General features: G+C 67.3%; 15 protein-coding genes and 1 tRNA gene. 6 read left to right on the forward strand and 10 right to left on the reverse strand.

Going from position 1 to position 20,827, the window contains the following annotated elements:
* Positions 1–34 precede the first annotated feature (34 nt).
* Entirely contained in the window at positions 35–4,228 is a 4,194-nt protein-coding gene (gene hrpA, locus ACN22W_RS12055) for an ATP-dependent RNA helicase HrpA (protein ID WP_419684465.1), read from the reverse strand.
* A gap of 23 nt (positions 4,229–4,251) precedes the next feature.
* On the opposite strand from hrpA, the gene argA reads away from it, so the two are divergent.
* Together argA and ACN22W_RS12065 are read left to right on the forward strand one after the other, a co-directional pair.
* Positions 4,252–5,631, forward strand: coding sequence for an amino-acid N-acetyltransferase (gene argA / locus ACN22W_RS12060; protein WP_129512519.1), 1,380 nt, complete (start codon positions 4,252–4,254; stop codon positions 5,629–5,631).
* A gap of 49 nt (positions 5,632–5,680) precedes the next feature.
* Complete coding sequence (locus ACN22W_RS12065; protein WP_006478357.1) at positions 5,681–5,956, forward strand: oxidative damage protection protein; 276 nt, start codon at positions 5,681–5,683, stop codon at positions 5,954–5,956.
* Positions 5,957–6,096: 140 nt separating this feature from the next.
* On the opposite strand, the gene ACN22W_RS12070 is transcribed toward ACN22W_RS12065, so the two are convergent.
* From ACN22W_RS12070 to ACN22W_RS12080, 3 genes are all read right to left on the reverse strand, one after another.
* Positions 6,097–7,509 carry an MFS transporter gene (locus ACN22W_RS12070; RefSeq protein WP_419684472.1) on the reverse strand — a complete coding sequence of 471 codons (1,413 nt, stop codon included), beginning with the start codon at positions 7,507–7,509 and terminating at the stop codon, positions 6,097–6,099.
* A gap of 88 nt (positions 7,510–7,597) precedes the next feature.
* Entirely contained in the window at positions 7,598–8,809 is a 1,212-nt protein-coding gene (locus ACN22W_RS12075; protein WP_419684474.1) for a CaiB/BaiF CoA transferase family protein, read from the reverse strand.
* The gene (locus tag ACN22W_RS12080; RefSeq protein WP_419684476.1) at positions 8,806–10,557 is read right to left on the reverse strand and encodes an acyl-CoA dehydrogenase family protein; all 1,752 of its coding nucleotides are present in this window, start codon (positions 10,555–10,557) and stop codon (positions 8,806–8,808) included. The genes ACN22W_RS12075 and ACN22W_RS12080 overlap by 4 nt, the downstream gene beginning before the upstream one ends.
* A 166-nt stretch (positions 10,558–10,723) precedes the next feature.
* Here ACN22W_RS12080 and ACN22W_RS12085 point away from each other — a divergent pair, with 166 nt between their 5' ends.
* Positions 10,724–11,626, forward strand: a complete 903-nt coding sequence (locus tag ACN22W_RS12085; protein WP_412021484.1) for a LysR family transcriptional regulator — start codon at positions 10,724–10,726, stop codon at positions 11,624–11,626.
* Between the two features lie 13 nt (positions 11,627–11,639).
* Here the strand turns inward: ACN22W_RS12085 and ACN22W_RS12090 are convergent, their stop codons facing one another.
* The 4 genes from ACN22W_RS12090 to ACN22W_RS12105 form a co-directional block, all read right to left on the reverse strand.
* Positions 11,640–13,058 (reverse strand): amino acid permease, encoded by a 1,419-nt coding sequence (locus ACN22W_RS12090; RefSeq protein WP_419684478.1) that lies wholly within the window; start codon positions 13,056–13,058, stop codon positions 11,640–11,642.
* A 91-nt stretch (positions 13,059–13,149) separates the two neighbouring features.
* On the reverse strand, positions 13,150–14,220 hold the full coding sequence (locus ACN22W_RS12095) for a porin (protein WP_419684480.1): 1,071 nt from the start codon (positions 14,218–14,220) through the stop codon (positions 13,150–13,152).
* 71 nt (positions 14,221–14,291) lie between these two features.
* Positions 14,292–14,678 (reverse strand): RidA family protein, encoded by a 387-nt coding sequence (locus ACN22W_RS12100; RefSeq protein ID WP_419684482.1) that lies wholly within the window; start codon positions 14,676–14,678, stop codon positions 14,292–14,294.
* A gap of 31 nt (positions 14,679–14,709) precedes the next feature.
* Complete coding sequence (locus ACN22W_RS12105; protein WP_419684484.1) at positions 14,710–15,924, reverse strand: amino acid aminotransferase; 1,215 nt, start codon at positions 15,922–15,924, stop codon at positions 14,710–14,712.
* Between the two features lie 191 nt (positions 15,925–16,115).
* Here ACN22W_RS12105 and ACN22W_RS12110 point away from each other — a divergent pair, with 191 nt between their 5' ends.
* From ACN22W_RS12110 to cysC, 3 genes are all read left to right on the forward strand, one after another.
* A complete protein-coding gene (locus ACN22W_RS12110) occupies positions 16,116–16,598 on the forward strand; it encodes an Lrp/AsnC family transcriptional regulator (protein WP_419684486.1) in 483 nt (160 codons plus the stop codon).
* A gap of 82 nt (positions 16,599–16,680) precedes the next feature.
* Positions 16,681–16,755: transfer RNA gene (locus tag ACN22W_RS12115), tRNA-Val, on the forward strand.
* 589 nt (positions 16,756–17,344) lie between these two features.
* Positions 17,345–17,899, forward strand: coding sequence for an adenylyl-sulfate kinase (gene cysC / locus ACN22W_RS12120; RefSeq protein WP_419684488.1), 555 nt, complete (start codon positions 17,345–17,347; stop codon positions 17,897–17,899).
* Between the two features lie 101 nt (positions 17,900–18,000).
* Here cysC and ACN22W_RS12125 read toward each other — a convergent pair whose 3' ends face one another.
* Both ACN22W_RS12125 and ACN22W_RS12130 read right to left on the reverse strand, forming a co-directional pair.
* The gene (locus tag ACN22W_RS12125; RefSeq protein WP_419684490.1) at positions 18,001–19,443 is read right to left on the reverse strand and encodes an aspartate aminotransferase family protein; all 1,443 of its coding nucleotides are present in this window, start codon (positions 19,441–19,443) and stop codon (positions 18,001–18,003) included.
* 35 nt (positions 19,444–19,478) lie between these two features.
* Complete coding sequence (locus tag ACN22W_RS12130) at positions 19,479–20,816, reverse strand: glutamine synthetase family protein (protein WP_419684492.1); 1,338 nt, start codon at positions 20,814–20,816, stop codon at positions 19,479–19,481.
* Positions 20,817–20,827: the final 11 nt, after the last annotated feature.

Below are 20,827 nucleotides of genomic sequence, written 5' to 3' on the forward strand. Positions count from 1 at the left end.
GGCCGCCGGTGCGGGCCGGGAAACCGCTGTTGCGCTAGCGCTGCATCGACTCCCAGACCTTGTGCAGCCGCTTGACAGAGACCGGCATCGGCGTGCGCAGTTCCTGGGCGAACAGCGAAATCCGCAATTCCTCGAGCAGCCAGCGGAATTCCGCGAGCCGAGGGTCGGCGACGCCGCCGCGCTGCGACACCGCGCGCTGGTACTGCTGGGCGAGCGGCAGCAGGTCGCCGGACTGCTTCGCGTCGCGCGCCGGATCGGCCTTCAGCTTGTCGATCCGCAACGCGATGCCCTTCAGGTAGCGCGGGAAGTGCGCAAGCTGCACGTAAGGCGTATCGATCACGAAGCGCTTGCCGACCAGCGCCGCCAGCTGCTGCTGCAGATCCGCGTGCACCTGCGCGAACGGTTTCGCCTGCGCGAGTTTCTTCACGAGCCCCGCGTATTCGGCCAGGACCTGCCCGACGAGCCGCGCGATTTCCTGCGCGAGCAGGTTCAGGCGGCTGCGGCCCTCGTCGCGGCGCGCATGGAAGCTCGCGTCGTCGTCGGGCAGCGGATCCTGCAGGCACGCGCGATCGAGCGCCGTGTCGATCAGCTGGTCGCGCAGCTCGTCCTGCGAGCCGAGCGACATGTACTGCATCGCCATCTCGCGCAGGCCCGGCAGGTTCTTCTCGAGGAACTTGATCGGTTCCTTCAGTTGCAGCGCGAACAGCCGCCGCAAGCCGGCCCGGTGGATGCGCGCGGCCTCCTCCGGCGAATCGAACACCTCGACGTCGCAATGCGTGCCGCGGTCGACCAGCGCCGGGTAGCCGTACAGCGTCTGGCCGCGCCGGCGGATTTCCAGCAGCTCGGGAAGCTTGCCGAAATTCCACGTCGTCAGGTTCTCGTACAGCGCCGTCGCGCCGCCTTCCGCCGGGACACCCGTCTGCGGCGCCGTGCCCTTGCCGGGCTTCGCGCCACGGCCGACGACGGCACCGGCCGGGGCGGCAGTCGCCGGCGCCTGGCCGGCTGCCGGCCCCGCATCGGTCTCGCCGCCGGTCGCGATCGTCGACGCCGCCGCGATCTTCTGGAACTGCTGCTGCGCCTGCGCGCCCAGCTCCTGGCGAAGCTGCGCGAGATTGCGCCCCATCGCGAGCTGGCGGCCGTGCTCGTCGATCACCTTGAAGTTCATGAACAGGTGCGCGGGCAGCGTCTCGAGCTTGAAGTCAGCCGTCTTCATCGCGATCTGCGTCTCGCCGCGCACGTCGGCGATCAGCGCCTCGACGAGCCCGCCCGCGCCGAAGCGCTCGCGGCCCATCCGCTCGACGAAGCCGGCCGCGTACTCGGGCAGCGGCACGCAGTGCCGGCGCAGCTTCTGCGGCAGCGACTTCAGCAGCAGCTGCACCTTTTCCTTCAGCATCCCCGGCACGAGCCACTCGCAGCGGCGCGCGTCGACCTGGTTCAGCGCGTAGAGCGGCACCGCGAGCGTCACGCCGTCGCGCGGCGTGCCGGGCTCGAAGTGGTACGTGAGCGCCATCTCGACGCCGGCCATCGTCGCGCGCTTCGGGAACAGCTCGGTCGTCACGCCGGCCGCCTCGTGGCGCATCAGGTCGTCGCGCGACAGGTACAGCAGCCGCGGCTTGTCCTCGGGCTGGCCGCCCTGCTTCACCTCGTCGCGATACCAGCGCTCGAACGCGGTGCCCGTGTGGATCCCTTCGGGAAGCGCCTGGTCGTAGAACGCGTAGATCAGTTCGTCGTCGACCAGCACGTCCTGGCGGCGCGACTTGTGCTCGAGCTGCTCGATATCGGCAAGCAGCTTGCGGTTGTGCGCGAAGAACGCGAGCTTGGTGTCGAACTCGCCTTCGACGAGCGCGCCGCGGATGAACAGCTCCCGCGCGCGCGCCGGATCCTGCTTGCCGAACGCGACACGTCGGCGGTGATAGATCGGCAGCCCGTACAGCGTCGCGCGCTCGAACGCGCTGACCTGCGCCGGGCGCTTTTCCCAGTGCGGCTCCGACAGCGATTTCTTCAGCAGGTGCGCGCCGACCTTCTCGATCCATTCGGGCTCGATCTTCGCAAGGCAGCGCGCGTAGAGCCGGCTCGTCTCGACGAGTTCGGCCGCCATCACCCAGCGGCCGGCCTTCTTCGCGAGCACCGAGCCCGGCCACAGGTAGAACTTGATCCCGCGTGCGCCGAGGTAGTGCGGATCGTCGTCGGCCTTCAGGCCGAGGTTGCCGAGCAGGCCCGTCAACAGGGCCAGATGGATCTGCTCGTAAGTCGCCTCGACTTCGTTGAGCCGCCAGCCGTGCTCGCGCACGACGGTCAGCAACTGCGAATGGACGTCGCGCCACTCGCGCAGCCGCAGGTGCGACAGGAAGTTCTGCCGGCACGCGTCGATCAACTGACGATTCGACTTCTTGTGCGCGACGGCGTCCTCGAACCACGCCCAGATCTTCAGCCACTGCAGGAATTCGGAGCGCTCGTCGGCGAACCGGCGGTGCGCCTGGTCGGCCTGTTCCTGCGCTTCGATCGGGCGGTCGCGCGGGTCCTGCACGGACAGCGCGCTCGCGATGATCAGCACCTCGCGCAGCGACTGCTGGTCGCGCGCGGCGAGAATCATGCGGCCGACGCGCGGATCGAGCGGCAGCCGCGCGAGTTCGCGGCCGAGCGGCGTCAGCGCGTTGTCGTCGTCGACCGCGCCGAGTTCGTTGAGCAACTGGTAGCCGTCCGCGATCGCGCGGCCGGGCGGCGGTTCGAGGAACGGAAACGATTCGATCGCCGTCAGGTGCAGCGACTTCATCCGCAGGATCACCGACGCGAGCGACGAGCGCAGGATTTCCGGATCGGTGAAGCGCACGCGCGCCTGGTAGTCGCTTTCCTCGTACAAGCGGATGCAGACGCCGTCGGCCACGCGGCCGCAGCGGCCCGCGCGCTGGTTCGCGGCAGCCTGCGAGATCGACTCGACCTGCAGCTGCTCGACCTTGTTCCGGTACGAATAGCGCTTCACGCGCGCGAGACCGGTATCGACGACGTAGCGGATACCGGGCACCGTCAGCGACGTCTCGGCCACGTTGGTCGCGAGCACGATCCGGCGCGCGTTCGACGCCTTGAACACCTTGTCCTGGTCGGCCGCGGAGAGCCGCGCGAACAGCGGCAGGATCTCGGTGTGCGGCGGATGGTGCTTGCGCAGCGCCTCGGCCGCTTCGCGGATCTCGCGCTCGCCGGGCAGGAACACCAGCACGTCGCCGGGGCCTTCGCGGCACAGCTCGTCGACCGCGTCGACGATCGCGTCCATCAGGTCGCGCTCGGCTTCGCGCGCGGTCTTCACGCGATCGCGGCCCGCGGTGCCTTCTGCATTCTTCACGGCCGGGCGGTCCTCGGCCACCGGGCGGTAGCGCATCTCGACCGGATACAGCCGCCCACTGACCTCGATCACGGGCGCCGGGCGCTCGTCGGTGCCGAAATGGCGCGCGAAGCGGTCGGCGTCGATCGTCGCGGACGTGACGATCAGCTTCAGGTCCGGCCGCCTCGGCAGGATTTCCTTCAGGTAGCCGAGCAGGAAGTCGATGTTCAGGCTGCGCTCGTGCGCCTCGTCGATGATCAGCGTGTCGTACGCCTTCAGCAGCGGGTCGGTCTGCGTCTCGGCGAGCAGGATGCCGTCCGTCATCAGCTTCACGGACGCACCGGGCGCGAGATTGTCGGTGAAGCGCACCTTGTAGCCGACCACCTCGCCGAACGGCGTGCCGAGTTCCTCGGCGATCCGGCGGCCGGTCGACGACGCGGCGAGACGCCGCGGCTGCGTATGGCCGATCAGGCCCGTGCCGCCGGCGCCGAGGCCGCGGCCGAGATCGAGGCAGATCTTCGGCAACTGCGTGGTCTTGCCCGAGCCCGTTTCACCGCAGACGATGACAACCTGGTGACCGGCGATCGCGCGCGCGATTTCGTCGCGCTTGCCCGACACGGGCAGGCTTTCGGGGTAGGTGATCGGCGGGACGGGATTCGGCGCGACGACGGCGCGCGGCGGACGCTCGCGGCGCGGTGCGCGCGCATCGGCTGCCTGGGGCGCGTCCGCCGTGGCCGGCTGGCGCGCATCGCCGCGGCGCTCGTCGCCGCGCGGCGCCTTGCCTGCCTGCTTTTCGTGCTGCTGGCGCGGCGGCTGGCCCTGCTGCTGGCGTGCATCGGCCGCACCATCCGGGTGCCGGGCCGACGGCGCTTTGGCCCGCGTCGGCGCGGGACTTTTAGGTACATTCGACATGGGGGCGCATTATAATCCCGCCCATGAATTCCCAAACCGACCTCCCTCCCGCCCAGACCGGCGCCGCGACGCCGCCGGCCGCCGACGATTCGGCCGCCAGCCACGCGCAGTTCGTCGACTGGATGCGCTCCGTCGCGCCCTATATCCACAAGTTCCGCAACAGCACGTTCGTCGTGGGGTTCGGCGGCGAGGTGGTGCAGCAGGGGCTGCTGAACGCGCTCGTGTCCGACATCGCGCTGCTGCAGGCGATGGGCATCCAGATCGTGCTCGTGCACGGCTCGCGCCCGCAGGTCGAGGAGCAGCTGAGCCTGCACGGTGTCGAATCCGAGTTTTCGCACGGCCTGCGCATCACCGATGCGCGCGCGCTCGAATCCGCGAAGGAAGCGGCCGGCGAAGTGCGCCTCGACATCGAGGCCGCGATCAGCCAGGGTCTGCCGAACTCGCCGATGGCGCACGCGCACATCAGCGTCGTGTCGGGCAACTTCGTGACCGCGCGGCCGGTGGGGATTCTCGACGGGGTCGATTTCGCGCATACGGGCATCGTGCGCAAGATCGACGCCGAATCGATCCGTCATTCGCTCGCGAGCCGCAAGCTCGTGCTGCTGTCGCCGCTCGGTTTCTCGCCGACCGGCGAAGCGTTCAACCTGTCGATGGAAGACGTCGCCTCGGCCGCCGCGATCGCGCTGCGTGCCGACAAGATCGTGTTCCTGACCGACGGCCCCGGCATCGTCGACGATGAAGGCGAGCTGATCCGCGAAATGTCGCTCGACGCGGCGGCCGAGCTGCTCGATTCCGGCAACGTGCAGGGCGACGACGCATTCTTCCTGAAGCACTCGATCCGCGCGTGCCGCGGCGGCGTGACCCGTGCGCACCTGATCCCGCAATCGCTCGACGGCAGCATGCTGCTCGAACTGTTCCTGCACGACGGCGTCGGCACGATGATCTCGTACGAGAATCTCGAAAGCCTGCGCGAGGCGACGCCGGACGACGTCGGCGGCATCCTGTCGCTGATCGAGCCGCTCGAGTCGGACGGCACGCTGGTGCGGCGCGGCCGCCACCAGATCGAACGCGACATCGACCACTTCTCGGTGATCGAGCACGATGGCGTGCTGTTCGGCTGCGCGGCGCTGTATCCGTACCAGCAGGAGAAGATCGGCGAGATGGCGTGCCTGACGGTCGCGCCGGAAGCGCAGGGCTCGGGCGACGGCGAACGCCTGCTCAAGCGCATCGAGCAACGCGCACGGGCGCGCGGCCTCACGCATATCTTCGTGCTCACGACGCGCACCGAGCACTGGTTCCTCAAGCGCGGCTTCGTCAAGGTCAGCGTCGACGACCTGCCGGAAGACCGCCGCAAACTCTATAACTGGCAGCGCAAGTCGCTCGTGCTGATGAAGCAGCTCTGAGCGCAGGCACGACTGCCCTCCCCCAGTCCGATTACAGGAGAAGTAAACGATGGCTCGAATGATTCAATGCGCGAAGCTCGGCAAGGAAGCCGAAGGCCTCGATTTCCCGCCGCTGCCGGGCGAACTCGGCAAGCGCATTTACGAGAGCGTCTCGAAGGAAGCATGGCAAGGCTGGCTCAAGCAGCAGACGATGCTGATCAACGAGAACCGCCTGAACATGGCCGACCCGCGCGCGCGCCAGTACCTGATGAAGCAGACCGAGAAATACTTCTTCGGCGACGGCGCGGACCAGGCGTCCGGCTACGTGCCGCCGACGGAAGGCTGATGATGTAGTGCGCACGGCCGGCAGCCAGCCTGCCGCGCGCTCCAACAGAAAGCGGCACCGTGTATCGCACGGTGCCGTTTTCCTTTTGGGGAGGTGCGATCGATGCGACCGCACCTCTCCGGCTGCGGCGCTCGCGTAGTTCAGCCGGCCGGTTTCAGCGCGCCGCCGTCGCCCGGCGCTTCCGCCCCGCCGCTCGCGTTGTCGGCACTTTCGGCTTCGACACCCCACTCCGCCGCGTCGCTGCGCTCGGCCGTCGACAGTTCGTCCGCGCGGTACCCGGTGCGGTTCAGCAGCGCCAGCATGCAGACGAGCGACACGAGCGCGTAAAGCCCCGACGCGACCGCGACGCCGACGATGCTGCCCGTCGAATTGAGGATCGCCTGTGCCAGCACGGGCGTGCCGCCGCCGACGACCAGCGCGCTCAGTTGATACGCGAGCGACAGGCCCGTGTAACGAATATTCGCCGGAAACACGCGCGCGAGCACGCCGCCGACCGCGCCGTAGAACATCGCCGACGGAATCGTCGAGATGCACATGCCCGCGACGGCCACCCAGTACGAACGCGTCGCGAGCGCATGGAACATCACCGGCATCAGCACGATCTCGGGAATCAGGATCCAGCACATCGCGCGACGCATGTCGACCTTCGACACGAACCACGCACCGACCGGCTGCAGCAGGAACTGCACGACGAGCGAGATCGACAGGATGCCGAGGAACGTGCCCTGCGCGTAGCCGAGCTCCTTCGTCGCCCACGACAGCGCGAACGTGCTGCGGAAGTACGTGACGTTGATCACCGGCAGCGTGCCGGCCGCGAGCAGCACGACCACCCAGTGATCGCGCACGACGTCGCGCAGCGGCAGCTTCACCGTGCGCTTGCGGGCGAGCACGCGCTGCATGTCGGCCGACTCCTCGAGCCTCAGCCGGATCACCATGCCGATGATCACGAGCACGGCCGACAGCAGGAACGGAATGCGCCAGCCCCACGTCAGGAAGGACGGCGTCGGCAGCGCGCTCAGCGCGAAGAACGCGGCCGTCGCGAGCAGGTTGCCGGTGGGCGAGCCCTGCTGCGCGAACGCCGCATACAGGATGCTGCGATGCTTCGGCGCGTTCTCGCTCGCGATCAGCACCGCGCCGCCCCACTCGCCGCCGACCGCGATGCCCTGCAGCACGCGCAGCACGACGAGGCCGGCCGGCGCCCATACGCCGATCTGCGCATAACCGGGCAGCAGGCCGATGCCGGTCGTCGCGAGGCCCATCATCACCAGCGTGATCACGAGCGCGGTCTTGCGGCCGACGCGATCGCCGAGATGCCCGAACACGATCCCGCCGAGCGGCCGCGCGGCGAAGCCGGCCCAGAACGTGACGAACGCGAGCAGCGTCGCGACGCCGGGATCCATCGTGCTCGAAAAGAACACCTTGCCGAACACGAGCGCCGCGGCCGTGCCGTAGATGTAGAAGTCGTACCACTCGATCGTGGTGCCGACGAACGCCGCGAAGGCGGCGCGGCCGGGCCGCAGTGGCGCGGCGGGCGGGGATAACGGACGGCTCATCGATGTCTCCAGGTTTGTGGTCGGGGGCGCGACTGTCGCGCGCCTTTCCCGGGTGGCCGGCATGACGCCGCCGGCCGGCGGCGTCGTGTCAGTCGGGGGGTACCTGGTCGGGCGCCGTTTTCAGCACGCCGGCATCGAGCAGTTGCTGCTGGAGCGCGCGATCGACGCCGAGCCGATCGAGCACCGCGCGCGTATCGCGGCCGAGCGCGGGCGGCGGCGAACGATAGGTGGCCGGCGTGCGCGACAGCTTCACCGGCGACGCGGTGCCGCGATACGCGCCGATCTCGACGAACAGGTTCCGGTGCAGCGCATGCGGATCGTGCGCGACGTCGGCCACCGTGCGCACCGGCCCGCACGGCACGCCGGCCGCCATCAGGTCGCGCGCGAGCGGCTCGCAGGCGTGCGCGGCGAGCCGCGCTTCCAGTTCGGCCTTCAGCTCGGGCCGGTGCGCGCAGCGGCTGCGGTTGTCGACGAAGCGCGGATCGCCCGCGAGCGCCGGCGCGCCGAGATGCGCGACGAGCCGCGCGAACTGCCGGTCGTTGCCGACCGCGAGGAAGATCGGCACGGTCGCCGTGCGGTAACTGTCGTACGGCGCGATGTTCGGATGCGCGTTGCCGCTGCGCGCCGGCACGCGCCCCGAGCCGAAGAAGTTCGGCAGGTGCGGATGCAGCAGCGACACGCCGCAGTCGTACAGCGCGATGTCGACCGACTGCCCGCGCCCGCTCTTCTCGCGCTCCGCGAGCGCCAGCAGGATGCCGGCGAGCGCGTTGAGCCCCGTGACCATGTCGACGATCGGCAGGCCGATCCGCGTCGCGTCGCCGTCGCGCTCGCCGTTCACGCTCATCAGCCCCGCCATCGCCTGGATCACCGCGTCGTAGCCGGGCAGCCCGCCGAGCGGACCGTCCGCGCCGAAGCCCGTCACCGCGCAGTGGATCAGCCACGGGAAGCGCGGCTGCAGGTCGCGCGCATAGTCCATCCCCCAGCGCGCGAGCGTGCCTGGCTTGAAGTTCTCGACCAGCACGTCGGCCTCATCGAGCAGGCGCCACAGGATCGCGCGCCCTTCGTCGCGCGACAGGTCGAGCGCGAGCCCTTCCTTGTTGCGGTTGACGCCCGCGAAGTACCACGCGGTATCGCCGAGGAACGGCGGCCCCCAGCCGCGCGTCTCGTCGCCGTCCGGCGGCTCGATCTTGATCACCGTCGCGCCATGGTCGGCGAGCGCCTGCGTGCAGTACGGGCCGCCGAGCACGCGGCTCAGGTCGACGACCTTCAGGCCGTCCAGTGCGCCACGCGTCGCGTTCATCGTTCTACCTCCGGCAGCAGGTCGAGCGCCATGTCGAGCGAGATCGGCGTGCCGCGCAGCAGCGCGTCGAACGCGGCCGATTCGTCGTCGCGCGACGCCGGCGCGAGCGGATCGACCGGCAGCAGCTTGTGGCGCACGACCAGGTGTGCGAGCGCGAGACGCCGGAAATCCGGCGCGAGCCGCACGCCCTCGCAGGCCATCAGCACGGCCGCGCTCGCGTAGTACAGCGCGGACGCGGCCTGCCGCACGCGTGAGTCGTCGCCTGCGTCCGCGACCTGCGCGAGCGCATCGTATGCGCGCGCGAGAATGCGTCGCAACGCCGCGCGGCTCGCATCGGGCAGCGGCGCCGCGCCGAGCCGGTCGCCGAGGAACGCGCGCAGCGCGTCGAGCGCATGCTCGCGCTGCGCGGCCCGCGCGACGTCGAGCGCGACGATGTTGCTCGTGCCTTCCCAGATCGACCCGAGATGCGCATCGCGCACGACCCGCGCGTCGCTCCACTCCTCGATGTAGCCGGTGCCGCCGCGCACCTCCATCGCATCGCCCGTCACGCGGCGCGCATCGCGGCACGCGCGGAACTTGATCAGCGGCGTCAGGATCCGCACGCAGCGCGCAGCCTGTTCGTCGCCCGCATCGGCCTGCGGCAGCAGCAGCGCGATCTGCATGAACATCGCGCGTGCGGCCTCGGCCGGCAGCAGCATCTTCATCAACTGGCGCTGCATCAGCGGCATCTCGATCAGCTTGCGGCCGAACGCGTCGCGGTGCGCGGCGACGTGCAGCGCTTCGTTCAGCGCGCGCCGCATCAGCCCCGCCGCACGCACGCCGTTCGACAAACGCGACATGTTGATCATGTCGGCCATCTGGTGAAAGCCGCGGCCGATCTCGCCGATCAGGTAGGCCTGCGCGCCTTCCAGCGCGATCTCGCCGCTCGCCATCGAACGGCTGCCGAGCTTGTCCTTCAACCGCACGATCCGGTAGCGGTTGCGCGTGCCGTCCGGCAGCGTCTTCGGCAGCAGGAACAGCGCGAGCCCCTTGATGCCGTCAGGCGCGCCGTCGGGCCGCGCGAGCACCATCGCGAGATCGGCATCCGCGTTCGAGCAGAACCACTTGTCGCCGGTCAGGCGCCATACGGTCTCGCCGTGCGCGTCGGTCTCGCGCGCCGCGCGGGTCGCGATGCGGCCGACGTCGGAGCCGGCCGCCTGCTCGGTCATGAACATCGCGCCCTGGTACAGCGTGTCGAAGTCGCGTGACGCGAGCATCGGCAGGTAACGCGCGACGAGCGCCGGATCGCCGAAGCGGCGCAGCGTGCGCGTCAGCGAATCGGTCATGCTGACCGGGCAGCACAGCCCGAATTCCGCCTGCACGAACAGGAACGTCAGCGCGTACTTGACGAGCGGCGGTCCCGATTCCGACCCGTGGCTCAGCGACGCGAGCCCGAGCTCCGAATACGCGACGCGTTCGAGCGCAACATACGCGGGATCCTTGTCGATCCGCTGCACGGCTTCGCCGCGCCGGTTGCGGTGCTCGAGCACGGGCGGGTGCTTGTCCGCGCGCGACGCCCATTCGTCGAGCTCGCCCGACACGCGCGCGCCGAGCGCACGCAGCCGCGGCTCGAGTTCGGCATAGTGCGCATCGCCGAGATGCAGCCTCAGCAACGCGCCGAGGTCGGGATCGGCGGTGAAGAAATTGGTGCCCCGGCTGTCGGGGATATTGGATGCGCCGGCGTCCGGCGTGCGAGCGGTGTCGTTCATGCGTGCGTCTCCTGGGTTGCCTGCACGTCGGCCGGACCTGGCGCCGCGGCCGGCCCTGTGCAAAGCCTTTCGCAGAGCGTAGGCGCGCGATCGATAAGCGTCCAATACAGGATTTATCCGGTACGATAGATATCGCTTATCGATGCCGACACCGGGAAGAGACACCATGGAACTGAGGCAGTTGCGCTACTTCGTGGCGGTCGCCGAGGAGCTGCATTTCGGGCGCGCGGCGAAGCGCCTGTTCATTTCGCAGCCGGCGCTGAGTTTCGACATCCGCAAGTTCGAGGACGCGCTCGGCGTGCAGCTCTTCTCGCGCACCAACAAGACCGTCGCGCTGACCAACGCGGGCGAGGTGCTGCTCGGCGAGGCGCGCCGGCTGCTGCTGCAGGCGGCCGAGGCCGAGCGCCTGACGGTGCGTTCCGCGTCGGGTCTCGCGGGCCGGCTGCGGATCGGCTTCGTCCATTCGATGCTGTATCGCGGGCTGCCCGATGCGGTGCGGCGCTTCGAGGCCGATTACCCGGGCGTCGAGGTTGTGCTGAGCGAGATGAATACGCAAGCGCAGGTGCAGGCGATCCAGCGCGGCCAGATCGATCTCGGTTATGCACACTGGGGCCATTTCCCGCCCGAGGTCGAATCGGCGCCCGTCTACGTGGAACCGTTCGTCTGCTGCCTGCCGGCCGCGCATCCGCTCGCGCGTCGCAAGCAGGTCGCGCTCGCCGCGCTCGCGGCGGAACCGTTCATCCTGTTTCCGCGCGAAGCGGCGCCGCACTATCACGACCTGATCATCGCGCAGTGCGTGAACGCGGGTTTCAGCCCGCTGATCCGCCACGAAGCGCGGCTGTGGCAGACGATCCTGTCGATGATCGAGTTCGGGATGGGCGTCGCGCTGGTGCCGCGCGTGCTGCAGCAGGTGAAGAGCGACCGGCTCGCGTTCCGGCCGCTGAAGGATGCGTCGCTCGAATCGCGCACGCTCGCACTGAAGCGCAGCGGCACCGCCGAACCGGTTGCGCTGCGCTTCGCCGACTACGTGCGTGCGTCGATCGACGCGCTGCCCGCGCTCGCGGGCTGACGCGGCACGCCGGCTACTTCGCTTCCGGCTGGAGCGCCGGCTGCGCGCGCCGATACCAGATCGCGTACACGATCGACAGCGCAACCAGGAACGGAATGCCGAAGATCAGCGTCATGTGGAACTCGGCCGTGAAGTAAGTCGTGACCATCACCGCGAGCATCAGGCCCGCACCGAGCAGCGTCAGCAGCGGGAAGCCGCGCATCCGGAACGCGGGCGCCGGCAGGCCGAGCGCCGCGCGACGTCGCCGGAAGCAGTAATGCGTGACGAAGATCATCATCCACGTGAACAGCGCGCCGAACATCGAAACCGCCATCATGATCGTGAACGAGGTGTCCGGATACAGCACGCTCAGCACCGTCGCGAGCGCGATGCCGAGCGTCGACAGCATCAGCGCGCCGAACGGCACGCCGCGCGCGTTCACTTCTCCGAGCGCCTTCGGCGCATGCCCCGCGCGCGACAGGCTGAACATCATCCGCGTCGTGATGTAGATCTGGCTGTTCATCGCGGACAGCGCGGCAACCAGCACGACGAAGTTGATCAGCCCGGCCGCGCCCGGCAGGTGGATCGCCTCCATCACCTTCACGAACGGGCTCTCGTCGCGCCCCGCCGCCGTCCACGGGACGATCGCGAGCATCAGCGCGAGCGTGACGAGGTAGAACAGCACGAGCCGCACGATCGTCGAGCGGAACGCACGCGTGACCGCGCGCTCGGGATCCTCCGCTTCGCCGGCCGCGACCGCGATCATCTCGATGCTCAGGTAGCTGAAGATCGACACGATCACCGCGACCCACGTCCCCCACATGCCCTTCGGAAAGAAGCCGCCGTGATCCGTGTAATGGTGGAAGCCCGCGCGCGCCGCGCCGTCGCCGACCAGCGCCGGATTGCCGAACACGACATACGCGCCGAGCACGATGAAGCCGACGATCGCCGCGATCTTCACGACCGAGAAGCCATACTCGACCGCGCCGAACACATCGACGCTGCGTGCGTTGATGAACACCAGCAGTGCCGAGAAACCGACGATCCACAGCCAGCCCGGCACACCGGGCAACCAATACTTCATGTACAGCGCGATCGCGGTGACCTCGGTGCCGACCGCGAGCACGATGCACGCCCAGTATGCGTAACGCACGAGGAACCCGGCCCACGGACTCACGTAATGTTCGGCGTATGCGCCGAACGAACCGGAGGTCGGATGCGCGACCGTCATCTCGGCGAGACAGCCCATCAGCAGCAGCGAGATGAACGCGCCGATCGCGTAGCTGACGAGCACGCTCGGGCCCGCGAAGCCGATCGCGAAGCCGCTGCCGAGAAAGAGACCGGTGCCGATGGCACCGCCGATCGCGATCATCGCCATCTGCCGCGCGGAAAGCGTGCGGCGCAGGCCTTGCTCGCGCGCCGCGATATGCTGGAATTGCCCTTCAGGTTGCATTGAATGACCTCGTACGAAAGCGATTGTCTGGTCGAAGCGTCGATGGCGCGCGGCACGGCGCCGGTCCGGCCGGCCACCGCGCGCCGCGCGCTCAGAACATGTGGCGCAGGCCGGCCGCGACGCCCGTCTGGTTGCCGCGTCCGGGCATTTCGGTGAACGCGCCGCCGGTTACGCGGTTGTAGTCGACCGTCGCGTAGACCTGCGTCGCCTTCGACAACGCGTACTCGGCCTCGAGCACGCCCGTATAGCGCTTGCCGCCGTTGCCGGCGACCCCGTTGACGTTGCGGATGTCGTCGTAATACGCGACGCCCGTCACCGACACGGCCGGCGTGACCTTGACGCTCGCGCCCGTGTAGAAGATCGCGTCGCGGCGCGGGTTGTCCGCGAACGAACCATAGGTCACCTGGCGGCCGGGCGCGTTCAGCAGCGCCTCGTCGAGCACGCCCGAGCGGTCGATGCCGCCGAGATAACCCGCGTACAGCGCCGCCGCGCCGAACGCGTAGCGCGCGCCCGCGCCCCATGCCTGCTGCGCGCGGCTGTTCAGGTCGCGCACCTGCTGGTACGTCGCGCCGACCATCAGCCCGCCCTGCGTATACGACACGTGCGTGCCCCAGTATGCATTCGTGCCGAGGCTGCCCGCGACGCCGCCGAAGCCGTAGCTCGCGCCGACGTTCAGACCGCCGAACGTGCCGTCGTAGCTGACGGCGTTGCTCGCGCGGCCTTGCGTGAGGAAGTACGGCCACATGTTGGCCGTGTAGTTGCCGACCGTCAGCGGATCGAGATCGCCGAACAGGTTGAACGCCTCGGTCGCCTGGCGGCCGAGCTTCACGGTGCCCCAGTCGCTCGCGAGACCGACATACGCGTAGCGGCCGAACAACGCGCCGTCGAGCTGCCCGTTTTGCGGCTCGAAGCCGCTCTCGAGCCGGAAGATCGCCTTCAGCCCGCCGCCGAGCGCTTCACTGCCCATCAGCCCCCAGCGGCTGTTCGTGATCGCGCCATTGGTCATCTGCACGCTGGCGTCGTTCGACGCGTCGGCATGCGTCGTATAGCGGATGCTCTGGTCGACGATCCCGTACAGCGTCACGCTGCTCTGCGCCATCGCACCGCTCGCGGCAAGCGTGCCCGCCATCATTGGCAGTGCGAATCGATGGATTCTCTTCATGTTCTCCTCCAGTCCTTTTATCGGTTCTTGGTGATGGTGATTACTGCACGCCGCGCCACGCGGCGTTCCTGCTAGGTGCGCGCCGCCGGCAGCGCGACGTACGCGACGAGCTCGACACGCATCGCCGGATGCGCGAAACCGTGTACGCCGACACACGTTCGGTTCGGATAGGGTTCGCGAAAATGGCGCCGGTATTCGGCGTCGAATTCGGGCATCGCCTTCACGTCGGACAGGTAGACGAGCACCTGCGCGACATCGTCCATCGTCGCGCCGGCCGCCGCGACGGCTTTCGCGAGATTCGCGAGCGTGATGCGCGCCTGCTCGGCCATCGTGTCGCCGGCAATCGCGCCGGCTGCGTCGACCGGCCCGTGACCGGTAAACATCAGCCCGCCCGCGCGGGTCGCCCACGAGAACGGTTGCGCGAGCTGCGGCAAGTCGACCGGGATCGTTTCTGCCATCGTGTCCTCCTTCGGATCGGGAACGGGACGCTCAGGCTGCCTGCCGCGATGCGCCGCCGAGCACATCGGCAAGCGCATTCGCCACGGTGTCGAGGTTTGCGTCGTTCAGGCCCGCGACGCACATGCGGCCCGAGCGCAGCAGATAGACGCTGTGCAACGCACGCAGCCGATCGACGTCGGCCGCGGCGATGCCCGTGTAGCTGAACATCCCGCGCTGCGCGACGAATGCATCGAACGCACGGCCCGGCAGGCGCGCATCGAGCCGCGCCTTCAGCTCGCTGCGCATCCGCTTGATGCGCGTGCGAATCTGCGCGACCTCGCCTTCCCACTGCGCACGCAGCGCGTCGTCGTTCAGCACCGTCGACACGAGTTGCGCACCGAACAGCGGCGGACTCGAATAGGTGCGGCGCACGCCGGCCTGCAACTGGCTCAGCACCGTCGCGGCCTCGCCCGCGTTCGCGCAGACGATCGACAATCCGCCGACGCGCTCGCCGTACAGCGAGAAGTTCTTCGAGAACGAGTTGCCGACGATCGCGGGCAGGCCCGCATCGACGATCGCGCGCACGGCCCATGCGTCGTCAGCGAGACCGTCGCCGAAACCCTGGTACGCCATGTCGAGGAACGGGATCAGCCCGCGCCGCACGAGCACGTCGATCACCTCGCGCCATGCGTCGCGGCCCAGGTCGAGCCCCGTCGGGTTGTGACAGCACGGCTGCAGCAGCACGACGCTGCGTGCCGGCAACGCGTCGAGCGTCGCAAGCATCGCGTCGACGCGAATGTCGTTGCGCGCTTCGTCGTAGTACGGATAGGTATGCACGTCGAGGCCGGCCGCCGAGAAGATCACGCGATGGTTGTCCCACGTCGGGTCGCTGATCCAGATCGCGCTGTCGGGGAAATAGCGCTTCACGAATTCCGCGCCGAGCCGGATCGCGCCCGAGCCGCCGAGTGTCTGCAGCGTCGCGATGCGCCCTTCCGCGAGCGCGGCGCAATCGGCGCCGAACACGAGCCGCTGCACGCCCTGCCGATATGCGGCGAGCCCTTCCATCGGCAGATACGTGTGCGGCGCACCGGCTTCGCGCAAACGCTCGGCCGCGATGCGCGTGCTGTCGAGCACCGGAATCCGGCCCGCTTCGTCGTAGCAGAGGCCGATGCTCAGGTTGACCTTGCGCGGATGCGCATCCTGCTGGAACGCCTGGAACAGCGACAGGATCGGATCGCCCGGATAGGCGGGAATGTGTTCGTACATGGCGGTGTGACGGTAGGAGTTGAAGGCGGCGGCGCGACCGGCGGCATGGCGTCGCGTCAGGCCGTGCGGTCGAGGCATGGAGCGCATGTTATCGAGGTCGAAATAGAATGAGCTTCACTTTTCGATGACGAACCGGCCGGATTGAAGTAGAGTCTGCGCTTGTTATCTCCAAATTCACCGGATTCTGCGAAATGGCTCTGGATCGAACCGACATGAGGATCCTCCGGCACCTCGAGGGTGACGGACGCATCAGCAATCAGGACCTCGCGAACGCGGTCGCGCTGTCGCCGTCGGCATGCCTGCGGCGAGTGAAGCTGCTGGAGGAGCGCGGCGCCATTTCGGGGTATCGCTGCACGATCGATCCGAAGAAGGTCGGCGTCGCGTTCGAGGCGCTCGTCCATGTGTCGATGCGCCCGGACGTCCCCGAGTGGCACGACAGGTTCGTGGAGGCGATCCAGCAGTGGCCGGAAGTCATCGCGGCGCAGATCGTGACCGGCGGATCGAACTACGTGCTGACGGTTCGTGCGCGCGATCTCGATCACTACTCGGACTTCGTGATCAACCGGCTGCACCGCGCAGCGGGCGTGATGTCGATCAATTCGAGCATCGTGCTCGCGACGCTCAAGCGTGACGGATCGATCCTCGATCTCGTCGAGCCGTCGGCGGCCGGCTGACCGATCGTTGCGCGGACCTGAAAAAAATTTGCAGAAAGGGCTTTACGAACCCCAAAAGCTCTGACATAATTTCAGCTTCTTTGGGCGGTTAGCTCAGCGGTAGAGCACTGCCTTCACACGGCAGGGGTCACTGGTTCGATCCCAGTACCGCCCACCAAAGAATTCAAGGGCCTGCGTCTCACGACGCAGGCCCTTTTCGTTTTGGCGCGCCGAACTTCACGTCGGCCTGCTTCGCCCCTACTCCGATAGCGGCTTCGTTGACTTCTGATCTGCATGACGTTGGCGTCGGCACTGGCGCGGCAACCCCGACTGGAGTGGCACGGCTGTCCAACAATAATTCAATACTGCAAGTCAAAACCCCTCGCAGGAACAACCGCTCCCATACGATTAACCACTGACGCCGCCCGATTCGCTAAATACCGTTAGCTTGTTACCGACGATAAAAGGCAGACAAATCGGCCGTCAATCGTAAAACAGTCTATTCCTTCGCCAATAAGGCACCCTCGACGCGGAATTATTGACCGATTTAGCACCAATACTGGCAAAAATTTCAGGTGTTCCGTGCAAGTTATCACCGGGTTTCATCGTGAGAGAAAGGAAACTCTCAGCGTAATTTTTGGTAACTGTTATGTAACCCTCGCAGGAATTTGGATGAATAAAATCGCTGCACCACATAACAACCAGCCGAATCGGCATCGCGTTCTCAGCGTGGACATCGTGACTTGCGATGGTGATCTGGCGATAGAATGAATGTACTCATGTCATCAGAAGAGAGAAATTTCACCCTGTGGCTTACCGGTCTGAGCGGCGCCGGCAAGTCAACGCTCTCGCACGAAATTGCCAGGCAATTGCGTGCCCGCAATGTTCCGACATGCATTCTCGACGGAGACGAATTGCGCGCAGGCGTCTCGCCAGATCTCGGCTTCACGCGCGAAGACCGTACCGAGAACTGTCGTCGCACCGCCGAAATGGCGAAACTGCTCAATAATCAGGGTTTTACCGTAATCGTCGCGCTGATCTCGCCTTACGAGGCCGATCGACAGCGGGCACGAGAAATCATCGGTGCCGATCGATTCGTCGAGATCTACCTGAAAACCGATATTGCAACTTGTTCCGCACGTGATCCGAAGCGACTCTATGCAAAAGCGATCACGGGCCAGACGACGCAATTTACCGGCATCTCGGATCCATACGAAGTACCGATTGCCCCCGATCTCATCGTAGAAACGGGAACGCTGGATATTGCCTCTTCGGTAGCGCTCGTCATGAACTTCGAGCGGCAGCGATTCGCGCACGCGTAATCTCGCCCCGCCGCCGTTTCACAGCGGAGCGAAACGCGTCAAACCCCGGTCGAGCACGATGCAACGTGCTGTCCCAAGATCGGGACCGCACGAGCGCCCGGTCAAGCATTGCGCGACTGCCCCACCCGCTCCGCCGTCGCATCGAACGCGCGCCGCGCCTTGTCGACGATCTCGTCGACCTCCGTCTCGCGGATCACGAGCGGCGGCGACAGCAGCATCCGGTCGCCGGTCGCACGCATGATCAGGTTGCCGTTGAAGCAGAAGTCGCGGCAAATCGTGCCGATATCGACGGCCGCGCCGAACCGCTCGCGCCGATCCCGGTCGCGCGCAAGCTGAACGCCCGCGACCAGCCCCGTCCCCGCAATCTCCCCGACGATCGGATGACTGCCCAGCGCGTCGCGCAGACGGCGCTGGAAATACGGCCCGATGTCGTGCTTCACGCGCTCGACGATCCCTTCGTCGCGCAGCAGCTTCAGGTTTGCAACGGCAACGGCCGCCGCGACCGGGTGACCCGAGTACGTGAGGCCGTGGTTGAATTCGCCGTTGTCGATGATCGGGCGCGCAACGCGCTCGTGAATGCCGACCGCTCCCATCGGCACATAACCCGACGTGAGGCCCTTCGCCATCGTGATCAGATCCGGCTCGAAGCCGAAGTGCTGGTGCGCGAACCATTCGCCGGTGCGGCCGAAGCCGCCGATCACTTCGTCGGCGACGAGCAGGATGTCGTACTTGCGGCAGATCCGCTGGATTTCCGGCCAGTACGTCGACGGCGGGAAGATCACGCCGCCCGCGCCCTGGAACGGCTCGCCGATGAATGCGGCAACGTTCTCCGCGCCGAGCTCGAGAATCTTCGCTTCGAGCTGCTGCGCCCGTGCGAGACCGAACGCTTCCGGTGTTTCGCCCAGCTGCGCTTCGCCGAAGAAATACGGTTGATCGATATGCACGATGTGCTCGACCTTCGACGGCATCTGCTCGTGCATGTAGCCCATCCCGCCGAGCGCACCGCCCGCGATCGTCGAGCCGTGATAGCCGTTCTTGCGCGAGATCACGAACTTCTTCTGCGGCTTGCCCTGCACGCGCCAGTACTGGTGCACGAGGCGCAGCACGGTGTCGTTGCCTTCCGAGCCGCTGTTGCAATAGAAGAAGTGGTTGAAGCCGGCGGGCGTCACTTCCGCGAGCATCGCGGAAAGCTCGATCACCGGCGGGTGCGTCGTCTTGAAGAACGTGTTGTAGAACGGCAGTTCCTGCAGCTGGCGATACGCGGCATCGGCGAGTTCCTTGCGGCCGTAGCCGACGTTCACGCACCAGAGGCCGGCCATCCCGTCGATGACCTTGTTGCCGTCCGAGTCCCACAGGTAGACGCCGTCGGCCTTCACGATCACGCGGCTGCCCGCGCGGTTCAGCGCGCCCATGTCCGAGAACGGATGGATGTGGTGCGCGGCGTCGAGCGCGCGGTATTCGGCGGTCGAGCGTGCCTGCGTCGCGCGCGGCGCGGCAGCCGGCGCGGCCGGCTGGATCCAGGCAGATTCGTTGCGGTAAGTCATGTTTCCTCCGTGATTCCGTATGCGGTTGTGCGCGCTTAGACGTGCAGCAGCAGATGCCTGCGCTCCCACGAGCTGATCACGCGGAAGAACGCTTCGTATTCGGTTTCCTTCAGTGCCAGATAGGCCTTCACGAACTTGTCGCCGAGGATGCCGGCGAGCGGCTCGCACGCGGCCATCAGCGAAATGCCCTCCTCGAGGTTGCGCGGCAGCTGGTACGGCAGGTCGTAGCCGTCCGATGCGATCGGTTCGGTCGGCGCGAGCTGCTGCGTCATGCCGAGGTAGCCGGCCGCGAGCGTCGCCGCGAACGCGAGGTACGGGTTGCAGTCGACGCCGGGAATCCGGTTCTCGATGCGTCGCGCCACCGGGCTCGACTGCGGGATGCGGAAGCCGACCGTGCGGTTGTCGTAACCCCACTGCACGTTGATCGGCGCGGCCATGAAGCGCGACAGCCGGCGGTACGAGTTGATGTACGGCGCGAAGATCGGCATCAGCGCCGGCGTGTATTTCTGCAAGCCCGCGAGATAGCTGCGGAACAGCGGCGACACGACGCCGTCTTCTTCGGCGAACAGGTTGCGCCCCGTGTGCAGATCCGCGAGGCTCTGGTGGATGTGCATCGCGGACCCCGGCTCGCCTTCCATCGGCTTGGCCATGAACGTCGCGTACATGTTGTGACGCAGCGCGGCCTCGCGCACCGTGCGCTTGAACAGGAATACCTGGTCGGCCAGCGGCAGCGCGTCGCCGTGCACGAAGTTGATCTCCATTTGCGCGGCGCCGACTTCGTGGATCAGCGTCTCGATATCGAGGCCCTGCATGTCGCAGTACTCGTAGATATCCTCGAACAGCGGATCGAACTCGTTGACGGCCTCGATCGAATACGACTGGCGGCCGGTTTCCGCACGCCCCGTGCGGCCGACCGGCGGACGCAGCGGCAAGTCGGGGTCCTTGTTCATGTCGACCAGATAGAACTCGAGCTCGGGCGCGACCACGGGCTTCCAGCCCTTCGCCTTGTACAGGTCGAGCACGTGGCGCAGCACGTAGCGCGGCGAGATCTCGACCGGCGAGCCGTCGAAATGCACGCAGTCGTGGATCACCTGCGCGGTCGGATCGACGGCCCACGGAATCAGGCAGATCGTCGCGGGATCGGGCACGCACACCATGTCGGGGTCGGTCACGCCGGTCAGCGTGCCGTCTTCCGGATAGTCGCCGGTGACGGTCTGCACCATCACGGCCTGCGGCAGGCGCATCGATTCGCCGGATTCGAACTTGTTGCGCGGAATGATCTTGCCGCGCGCGATGCCGGCCATGTCGGGAATGATCGCCTCGACCTCGGTGATGCGGTGCTGTCGCAGGAATTCGCTCAGTTCGGGTTGCATGATCGGCCTCT

Source organism: Burkholderia theae (genome assembly GCF_048565265.1).
Taxonomy (GTDB): Bacteria; Pseudomonadota; Gammaproteobacteria; order Burkholderiales; family Burkholderiaceae; genus Burkholderia; species Burkholderia theae.